The following is a 10,404-nucleotide window of genomic DNA, read 5'->3' on the forward strand; positions in this document are numbered from 1 at the left end:
TAATCCAGGCTTGCTCCGGTCCAGTCATAGTTGTTGGTGTTGTAATAAAAATAATTAGCCGCAGTATACTGTCCCCATCTTTCAGAACCTCCAAATGGTGCTTCATACATTTCATTAATGATCCCTGTAAAGATCAGGTCAGGCGGCACATGCTCTGCCTGGTTTGGATTTTTGAATTTATCTTCAAATTCTTTTTTACAACCGCTGGCCATAACCAGGGTGATGAAAAGAAAAACAATACTATATATTTTCTTCATGATCTTCTTATTTATAGATTAGAAAGTAACATTTACATTAAAGCCGATGCTTCTTGTCGTTGGTGTCTGTAAGCCAGAAGTTGCCTCACGTCCCGAGTACTGATCAACATCAACATCGTTATAGGTAGAGTTGATGAAATAAAGCAGGTTCCTGCCAACCACCGAAATACCAGCCGTACGGATAAATGTCCCGGACAATAGTTTTTTAGGCAATTGATAACCTATGGTCACCTCCCTGAGTTTTGCATACGTCCGGCTCATCATGGTGTTTTCCTTCGCATTATAGAAAACACCTATATAATCCTGCAGCAACTGAGGTGTAGTATTGGGCGCAAAGCTGAGCTCATTATAATTGGTGATCACACCTGTAACCGGATCAAATTTGATCTTTCCGTTATTGGCAACCACAACACCATCGCCTACCCAGGTTCCTTTATAATTCTTATCATTTACATGAAGAAAATCCTGGTAACGGGCTTCTCCCATTTTACCCTGAACGGTCTCGATCTGACGACCACCCTGAAAAGATTTAAGACGCACATAATCCTGCATAACGCCACCAACTTTACCATCCAGCTGGAAACTGAAGCTGAAGTTTTTATATCGGAACTTGTTGCTGATACTCCAAACCCAGTTTGGATCAGCGTGACCCAGCAATTGGTTCACGGGTAAAGCAATCGGGGTACCGCTGGAGGTATGGATCACTTTTCCATCTGGTGTTTTAGCGAGAACGGAACCATATACATTATCAATCCTGTCGCCTGTTTTGAAAAACTGATCAACATAAGTTTCTCCCGGGGCAAGTTCTTTATAGGTTTGCTTATAGGTAGACCAGTTCACCAATACATCCCAGCCAAAACGTTCGTTACTTACCGGCGCACCCGACAAACTCAACTCCACCCCCTGGTTCTGTGTTTTTCTTCCGTTGATGGTGTTTGTAGTGAAACCCGTAGCAGATGTAATGGCTTGTTTAATGATCTTTGGTCCGTCAACATACCTGAACCAGGTACCTTCCAAACCCAAACGGTTGTTCAGGAATTTCAAATCGGCTCCAAGCTCATAATTGGTCCTGCTTTGTGCCTTAATTGAATTGATGTCGATCAGATTGTCGGTATAATAAGCTGCCGGCTGATTGTTATAAGAAGGTCTGATGCTGTAAGGTGATGACAATCCATAACCCGGACCACCATAAGATGACGTATACTCAGCGCCATAACCCAAAGGATAGGTCTGCAGTGGCGTAGCACCTATATAATCCAGTGTACCCAAACCAGGATCCTTCACGTTCGCATAAGAAGCCCTCAGCTTGGCAAAAGAAATAAATGATGGCAAGGTCGTATAATCTGAAAAAACAGAACTTAAAGATGCCGAAGGATAAAAAGCCGCGTTATGCCCCGGAGGTAAAGCGGAGTTTTTATCTATCCGGCCTGTTGTATTTAAATTTAAATATTTTTTAAAGCTTAAATCTACGGAGTAGAATGCACTCATCACCAGCATACTGGAATTAAAATTAAATGCTTTTACCGGATTCTTGGAGTTAGAAAAATTATATACATTGGGAACATTCAGGTAATCTGTTGTGGTGAAACTGGAGTTGTAATTAAAATTACGGATGTTTCCTCCACCAAAAGCACTGATGTCAAAAGTTTGGTCTATGTTCTTGTTGAACTTCAGGATCAACTGTGTGTTGTTCTCAAACATACTCCTCCTATCCTCGCGGTAATCACCAAGGGCTTGCTCTCTGCCATATGGATGCGCAGAAAAGGGCATTTTTTCCGTTCTTAACTGATCGTAGGTAGACACCTGTGTTTTCAACATGAGGTCTAAACCCTTAATGAAACTGTAGTTTAAAGAAGCATAACCATTCACATCATTTTTTTGATGACCTCGTAACCATTCATAAGACATAAAATAAGGATTGTGATAGCGCGTATATTCTGCAAAGACTGACTGTATACCTTCTTTTCCTGGCTGCCAGTAATTCTTCATGTCATCGATGTTCCAATCTGCTCCGCCCCAAAGCGTCATATTGTAAATAACACTGTTTGGACCATAGTTAACATCCGGTATATTTTTGGAATACTGTCTGCTGTAATTGATATAAGCCTCTGCTTTCAACTTTGCACTCAGGTTATACCCTCCGCTTACATTAAAACTATTGATGTTCAAATCGGTATTTGGTATAATCCCCTTTTGGTAATTATTCGAGATGGATACCCTTAAATTATATTTATCATTGGCAGTAGACAAGGCAATATTATTGGCCGACAGAACACCCGTCTGGATAAACCTCTTTAAATTGTCTTTTCCACGGGCCACCCATGGTGTACCCTGACGTACGCCATTCTTATCCACCGGGCTGTCATATTGCGGGATCAGCTGACCTTCAAACTTGGGACCCCAGATGTCATAATCTGCATCATTTAAGCCGTTTCCTTTACCATCGCCAAAGGCATAAGCACTATGTTCACCGGCACCATATTCGTCCTGGCTTTTAGGCAAAGCAATAAAACCTTTGTTAAACTGAGTACTTGAATTCAGTTCAACCGTGAATCCTTTATCGTTAATCTTTCCTTTTTTAGAGGTAATCAGCAAGGCTCCATTGTAAGCCTGATAGCCATACAATGCTGCCGCAGCCGGTCCTTTTAGTATCGTATAACTTTCAATATCATCCGGATTGATGTTCCAGGTATCGGAATTGATCGGTACTCCATCAACCACCACCAGATTCACACTGTTTCCACGCAGGTATACAGATGACCTGCCCAGGAGTTCTGAAGAAACACCAACGGTTAAACCAGCTACCTTTCCCACCAGTCCGTTTACCGGATTCGCTTCTCTGGCTTTCACCAGATCTGCACCTTTCACTTCCTGGATGGCATAACCCAGGTTTCTTTTCTCCTTCCGGATGCCCAGTGCCGTAACCACTACTTCATTTAAATTCTTCGAGTCTGCTTTAAGGATCACATTCAGAGTTGTACTGCCGCTAAGCGGGACCTCCTGCCTTAAAAAACCTACAGAACTGAAAACAAGAATATCCTGAGTGCCTGCCTCCAGGCTAAAACGACCGGACTGATCTGTCGATACTGCTCTTTTTGTTCCCTTAACAAGTACACTTACGCCGGGAATGGCTTGTTGTGAGTCATCTCTAACGACTCCTGTGATTTTAGTTTGTGCCCAGGTTAAATAGGGCAAGAGACATAGAAACAGCAAGGTTACTATGCTCATTTTTGGTTTGTAAAGAATTTTCATGTAAGTCTGGAATCTTTAATAGTTTTGGACGCAATATTAAGTTCCGGGTGTTAGCAGGATAAAAATTCTGAGTTAACAAATACTATTATTTTCGTTTAGCATTTGTTAACAGAACTGTAAATTGGTAACAAAAACATTACAGCTTTTCCCTCTTTAATTAACCTGGTTGCCGTTACTTCACGGAAAGTAAAAAAACCACAAAACCTCATATCTTTATTACATGGATTCAAGAAGAGATTTTCTTAAAAAAGCGGCCCTGCTCAGCGGCGCAACAGGAATGGCTAGTGTTATCCCAATGTCGATACAAAAAGCGATGGCCATCAATGCCGATCCGGGCACTACGTTTTATGATGCAGAGCATGTCGTTTTCCTGATGCAGGAAAATCGTTCATTTGATCATTTTTTTGGAACTTTAAAAGGTGTCAGAGGATTTAATGACCCAAGGGCGGTCAGACTTCCAAACAGCAATAAGGTCTGGCTTCAGGAAGATCAGAAAGGAAATACTTATGCTCCCTTCCATGTAGACATTAATAAGACGAAAATTACCTGGCAAGGTGGCCTTGCCCACTCCTGGCCAGACCAGGTTGCCGCAAGGAATCAGGGAAAACATAACCATTGGGTACCGGCAAAATCCTCCATGTGCCTGGGTTATTACAAAAGGGAAGATATTCCTTTTTATTACGCACTTGCAGATGCCTTCACCGTATGCGACCACAGCTTTTGCTCTTCCCTGACAGGAACAACACCAAACCGCCTGTTCTTCTGGACAGGCACCATCAGACCGGAACAGAATGGTGAATCCATTGCAGTAGTAAACAATTCTCAGGCAGAATCACAAGACAACGTCTTTGTAGACTGGGAGAGCTTCCCGGAAGTACTGGAAAACAATGGCATTGACTGGAGAGTTTACCAGAACGAAGTATGGACAGCCAAACTACCCGAAGAAACAGATGACTGGCTGGGAAACTACGGCGACAATCCGCTGGAATATATCAAAAGGCACCATGTAAAACTTTCTGCTTATTTCAGAAAAAATGGAGACTCTACCAGCTCTCCAAAATTAACTGCGGAAGAAGTTAAAGAGAAGTATGATAAACTCTCGGAAAAGGAGAAGAATCTCATCAATAAAGCATTTACCACTAATATCAAATCACCAGAAGACTATCTGGCCCTGGCCCCCTATACCTTCACCGATGATCAGGGTGCTCAGCAAACCATCAATATTCCTAAAAATGATATCTTTCATGAATTCCGAAAAGATGTAGACCAAGGCAAACTGCCAACAGTATCCTGGCTGGTTGCCCCGCAGCGTTTTTCAGACCATACCAGTTCTCCTCTCTATGGTACCTGGTATGTATCGGAAGCACTTGATATCCTGACTAAAAATCCGGAGATATGGAAGAAAACCATATTTATATTAACTTATGATGAAAATGATGGTTACTTCGATCATTTACCACCATTTGTTGCACCTAATCCAAAAGATGCTTCAACAGGCAAGGTTTCCTCTGGCATTGATGCAGATGTAGAATTTGAACGAATTGCGGGAAGCCCTTTAGGTTTGGGTTACCGGATCCCGTTTGTGGTTGCCTCTCCATGGAGTAAGGGCGGCTACGTAAACTCCCAGGTATTCGACCATACGTCGTCATTAATGTTCCTTGAAAAGTTTCTAAGCAAGAAAACAAACAAAAACATAAAAAGCAACAACATCAGCAGCTGGAGACGAGCCGTCTGCGGAGATCTCACTTCTGTATTCAGACCTTACAAGGGCGAAAAACTGTCCCCTCCTGCAGCTTTGAAAAGAGAGGCTGTAATTGATACCATACAGAATGCGAAGAACAAGCCCCCTCAGGTTAAGCCGAGTCCGCTGAGTAAGGCAGATATAGAGAACATCAACACGCATCCTGCCTTCTCCCCAATGAGCTCTCCTTTTATGCCAAAACAGGAAAAAGGAATGAAACCTGCCTGTGCACTGCCTTATCGTTTATATGCTGATGGCACTTTAAATTCCGAAAAGACCGGAATTGAACTGGTTATGGAAGCTGGAAAAACACTTTTCGGCGCTAAAACAGAGAATACCGGGGCTGCATTTAACATCAGTACCTATAATACCAAAAATGAAGTCAGACCAAGAGCCTATGCTGTAAGTCCTGGAGCGCAGCTTGCAGATGAAATAAGTCTGCAGGAATTTTCAGAGGACCGGTACGACATTGCGGTACATGGTCCCAACGGTTTTTTCAGGCAGTTTAGCGGAAGCAAACAGGATCCCGAGCTGCGGGTCAGCTGTACCTATGAATCCACCAGCAGGCTAAACAAAAAACTAAGTGGGAATATCAAGCTGATCATTGAAAATACCGCTAACCGTGAACACAGCTTAAACGTAAAAAATACCTCGTACAATCATGCATTACCAGGTATAGTACGTATACCCGCCAAAGGAAAAACCGAACTGACTGTTGTTCTGAAAAAGAGTTATGGCTGGTACGATGTTATCCTGGAAAGCACAGAAAGCCCTGGCTATCTTAGAAAATACGCCGGCCATGTAGAAACAGAAGAAGAATCGATTACCGATCCGGTCATGGGGGCCATGGCTTAATCTAAATTTAATAGGGGATTAGAATTAATCTTGTAACTTGCCCTATAAACCGACATGCTTAACCAGATGATAGCAGATTGAGCTACAATCAGGTTAAGCATCAAAGGCTCTATCTGACAATAAAAAACAATAAAATAAATAGATGAAATTAAGTGTCCTTGTATTTATTACCGCATTGGCGGTGGGCTTATCCATCAGTCTGGTCAATTTTCATTTCCAAAACAGCTGGTATTACATGCTGGTTTCTTTTGGAGTTTCCTTTATAACCAGCTTCATTGTCTTTTACTACCTATTGGAAAAATACATTTACTCTAAGGTCAAACTGATCTATAAGCTGATCCATAACCTGAAATTGGGCAAAGATTTGAAAGATGCACTGGGCGAGTATGTAAGTACGGACCCGATTAATGATGTAGAGCAGGAGGTAAAGGAATGGGCTGGCGCTAAAAAGAAAGAGATTGAGGTTTTGAAAAAACAGGAGCAATTCAGAAGAGAATTTTTGTCTAATGTTTCCCATGAATTCAAAACACCGCTATTTGCCATTCAGGGCTATATAGAAACCTTACAGGATTGCATTACGGACGATCCGGAACTGGCTGTAAAATTTCTAAAAAAAGCAGAAAAGAATGTAGAGCGGCTAAGCTATCTGATTAATGATCTGGACTCGATCTCCAAACTGGAAAGCGGTGAGATCCCGATCAATTATGAAAAGTTCGATTTTGTCCTGCTGGCCAAAGAAGTGATGGAAACCATGGAGGATAAAGCCCGGACTAAAGATATACAGCTGTTTTTCAAAGAGAAGTATACCCATCCGGCCATGGTTAGGGCAGACCGTGAAAAAATCCGCCAGGTACTGATCAATCTGATTCAGAATTCCTTAAAATATGGAAAAGACCACGGTTCTACAGCCATTAAAATTTTCGAACTTCATGACCAGTATCTGATTGAGGTTACGGATGACGGTATCGGGATAGATGAAAAACATCTGCCAAGATTGTTTGAGCGTTTTTACCGGATTGATACCCACCGGGCAAGGGAAGTTGGGGGAACAGGACTTGGTTTGGCTATTGTTAAACATATCCTGGAAGCACACCAGCAGATCGTTTCTGTGCGAAGCACGCTGCAAATCGGAACCACCTTTGCCTTTACCCTGGAAAAGATTGGTTAAAAATTTAATAACAAATTAGTGTAAACCCAATACTTAACACTAACTTAACATTGCAATCCTACTTTTGTAAAATATTTTGTAGTTAAAATAGACAGGGCGTATGCTTAGAGAGATTAAAGGCCTGCACCTCCATTTGACGAATAAAAGAAACTAAAACATACAGATGAATAATATTTTTAAGTTCTTTACGCCTAAAGACAAAAAATTTCAGCCCCTATTTGAACAAGCAGGAAGCAACGTTTTAAAGATCTCTGAAGCCTTATTACTTGCTTTAAGCACCACTGATCTGGAAAAAAGAAAAGAGCATATTAAAGAAGTTGAACGTCTGGAGCATGTTGGGGATGACATTACCCACTCTATATTCCTGGAATTAAGCAAAAACTTCATTACCCCGTTTGACAGAGAAGATATCCACTCTCTGGCGAGTGCAGTAGACGACATTGCAGATTATATCCACGCTTCAGCAACGAACATCGAATTGTATAACATTACCAAAATTGGTGATTCTATGATTAAACTTGCAGAATTGCTGGTGGAAATGTGTACAGATCTTGAAAAAGCAATCAAAGAATTGAGAAGTTTCAAAAACATCCGTGTAATTGCTGATGCTTGTGTAAGGATCAACAGCGGTGAAAACCAGGCAGATTACGTTTGCAATCTGGCTATTGCCCGTCTGTTTGAATTTGAAACTAACGCTATTGAATTAATTAAACAAAAAGAAGTTCTGCAAACTTTAGAACTTGCAACTGATAAATGTGAAGATGCAGCGAATGTGTTGGAATCTATTTTGGTAAAGAACGCTTAAAACTTCAAAAAATGGTAACAACCTTACTGGTCGTTGTAATTATTTTGGCTATTGGATTCGATTATATCAATGGCTTTCATGATGCAGCGAATTCTATTGCGACAATTGTATCCACCAAAGTACTTTCTCCTTTTCAGGCTGTACTTTGGGCGGCTTTATTCAATTTCGCAGCCTACTTTTATTTTACGGACCATAAAGTAGCCAATACAATCGCCAAAACGGTTGTAGAAAATTATATTACCCTGGAAGTGATCTTTGCAGGACTGGTAGCCGCCATTGTATGGAACCTCTTCACCTGGTGGTTTGGTATACCTTCCAGTTCTTCCCATACTTTAATTGGAGGTTTTGCAGGAGCAGGTATGGCGAAAGCAATGACTCTTGGGCACGATGCCCTGGCAGCAATTAACTTTGCACCAATCTTTAAAGTAATTGCCTTCATTGTTCTGGCACCGGTTATTGGTATGATGATCTCTGTGATCATTTCCATCATTATCCTGCACATTTCCAAACATGCCCGGCCGTCTGTTGCAGAAAAGTGGTTCAAAAGACTTCAGCTGATCTCTTCTGCAGCATTAAGTTTTACACATGGTGGTAATGATGCCCAGAAAGTAATGGGTATTATCTACGTAGCGATGGTGGCTGCAAACGTATTGCACACAGGTGATGTCATGCCAGAGTGGATCCCGATTTCCTGTTATGCAGCAATTGCATTGGGCACGATGAGCGGCGGATGGAAAATCGTAAAGACCATGGGTTCCAAGATTACGAAAGTAACCGCTTTTGAAGGTGTTGCCGCAGAGGCTGCCGGTGCAGTAACTCTCGGAATTACTGAGCACTTCGGTATTCCTGTATCTACTACACATACCATTACAGGTTCAATTGTTGGGGTGGGTTTATTAAAAAGGGTTTCAGCGGTACGCTGGGGGGTTACAGTTCGCTTGCTTTGGGCATGGATACTGACCATCCCGGTTTCAGCAGTACTTGCCGGTCTGGTGTATGCTGTAATACATCTTTTCTTTTAATCTGTTTAAGGCCTTAAGGCCCTATCGATCATAAAAAAAGCAACCCACAAGGTTGCTTTTTTTATTAGAAATCTATTTGGAGGGTCACTTCATTGCTGCCCTGATCCGGCAATACCCAGTCTGGCCCTTCTTTAACGAGTCTGATGGCCTCCTCCATATAGTTTTGTGCAGAATGACTTAGTATTTTGAATGCACCCGGTTTGCCCTTCTGGTCCACGGTAAAAGTCAGAAGTACAAAAGGATTCTCCTCATTACGGGTTAATCTTTTATTCTTTTCCAGATAAGTCCTGTAGCTTTCATATCCATCCCTTGGCTGAGGGGCGGCCTCCGCTATTTTGCTTCTTGCAACCATGGCAGTGGCCGGTACAGGCGCAGCCATCTTTCTCGCCATAGGAGCCATTTCCTCCTCTTTTTTTTCTTTCTTTTTATCTGCAACAGCCGCATATGCATTTGTTTTTGCTGCTGCAATGGCTTTATCCATCTCTTTATCTGCTTTAACAGATGCCGGTGCAGGAGGTGCTGTCTCTGTTGTTTTTTCCGGACGGGCTGTAGCTACCTGACTTTCTTTTGGCGCAATGACCACATCTACCTTTTTTGGCTGTTGTTTTGCCATCTGTTCCCTGGCTGCATTATTTTTCATCCAGAACACAATGCTCACGGAAATAAACATTACAGCTGCAGCTGCAGCAATACTTAAGCGCTGCCAGGTGACTACAGCTTTCTTTTTATGCGTTGCCTGAGCAGCTACTCTATCCTGTAATTGCTTCTGAAGCAAAGAAATGGATTGAAGTGACCGTTTCGGTGATGCACTTAAACCCGCCAAAGCCTCCGCCACAAAAGGATCTTCCAGGGCGTGCTTTTCCACCATGTGCATTGATCTGGCATCAAGTTTACCATCCAGGTAATCTTCTAAAACATCTATATCTAACCAATCCTTATTCACTGCTGTTCTTCTCCATACAAATTTTCAAATTCCGTTTACCGTTCTGAATATAGCTTTTCACTTTAAGCATTTCATATCCGGTTATTTCGGCCACTTCTTTATAGCACTTTTCCTGCAGATAAAACAAATCCACACTAATTCTTTGCTCGTCGGGAAGCGTCTCCATGCACTTTTCCATTACGGTAAGCTGCTGTTCTTTTGTATCGTCGATATCAAGATGCACAAACTCACTGTTTTCCACAAATGTTTCTTCCAGAGGGACCGTATTGTTTTTGGATGATTTCCGAATGGCCATCAGACAATAGTTTCTGGCCAGTACGTGCAGCCAGCTCTTAAAATTCTGGACTTCGTGGATCCGGAG

Annotated in this window: 7 protein-coding genes and 1 pseudogene; 4 read left to right on the plus strand and 4 right to left on the minus strand. The window is 42.0% G+C overall.

From position 1 onward, the window contains the following. Positions 1-257, minus strand: a pseudogene (locus VNZ46_RS11895) (hypothetical protein); the annotation flags it as partial. Positions 258-275: 18 nt separating this feature from the next. Beyond that, entirely contained in the window at positions 276-3,485 is a 3,210-nt protein-coding gene (locus tag VNZ46_RS11900) for a SusC/RagA family TonB-linked outer membrane protein (RefSeq protein ID WP_325560357.1), read from the minus strand. Between the two features lie 244 nt (positions 3,486-3,729). On the opposite strand from VNZ46_RS11900, the gene VNZ46_RS11905 reads away from it, so the two are divergent. The 4 genes from VNZ46_RS11905 to VNZ46_RS11920 all read left to right on the plus strand — a co-directional run bounded on the left by VNZ46_RS11905 (position 3,730) and on the right by VNZ46_RS11920 (position 9,100). Further along, positions 3,730-6,105, plus strand: coding sequence for a phosphocholine-specific phospholipase C (locus VNZ46_RS11905; RefSeq protein ID WP_325560358.1), 2,376 nt, complete (start codon positions 3,730-3,732; stop codon positions 6,103-6,105). Between the two features lie 142 nt (positions 6,106-6,247). Beyond that, complete coding sequence (locus tag VNZ46_RS11910; RefSeq protein ID WP_108553839.1) at positions 6,248-7,273, plus strand: sensor histidine kinase; 1,026 nt, start codon at positions 6,248-6,250, stop codon at positions 7,271-7,273. A gap of 163 nt (positions 7,274-7,436) precedes the next feature. Beyond that, positions 7,437-8,078 carry a DUF47 domain-containing protein gene (locus VNZ46_RS11915; RefSeq protein ID WP_199076840.1) on the plus strand — a complete coding sequence of 214 codons (642 nt, stop codon included), beginning with the start codon at positions 7,437-7,439 and terminating at the stop codon, positions 8,076-8,078. 11 nt (positions 8,079-8,089) lie between these two features. Then, the gene (locus tag VNZ46_RS11920; RefSeq protein ID WP_133783692.1) at positions 8,090-9,100 is read left to right on the plus strand and encodes an inorganic phosphate transporter; all 1,011 of its coding nucleotides are present in this window, start codon (positions 8,090-8,092) and stop codon (positions 9,098-9,100) included. 64 nt (positions 9,101-9,164) lie between these two features. Here the strand turns inward: VNZ46_RS11920 and VNZ46_RS11925 are convergent, their stop codons facing one another. Both VNZ46_RS11925 and VNZ46_RS11930 read right to left on the minus strand, forming a co-directional pair. Next, the gene (locus VNZ46_RS11925) at positions 9,165-10,043 is read right to left on the minus strand and encodes a hypothetical protein (protein WP_325560359.1); all 879 of its coding nucleotides are present in this window, start codon (positions 10,041-10,043) and stop codon (positions 9,165-9,167) included. Continuing rightward, positions 10,036-10,404: sigma-70 family RNA polymerase sigma factor (locus tag VNZ46_RS11930; protein ID WP_325560360.1), on the minus strand; the 369-nt coding region annotated here is incomplete at its 5' end. The genes VNZ46_RS11925 and VNZ46_RS11930, both read right to left, overlap by 8 nt.

Source organism: Pedobacter sp. (assembly GCF_035566355.1).
Classification (GTDB): domain Bacteria; phylum Bacteroidota; class Bacteroidia; order Sphingobacteriales; family Sphingobacteriaceae; genus Pedobacter.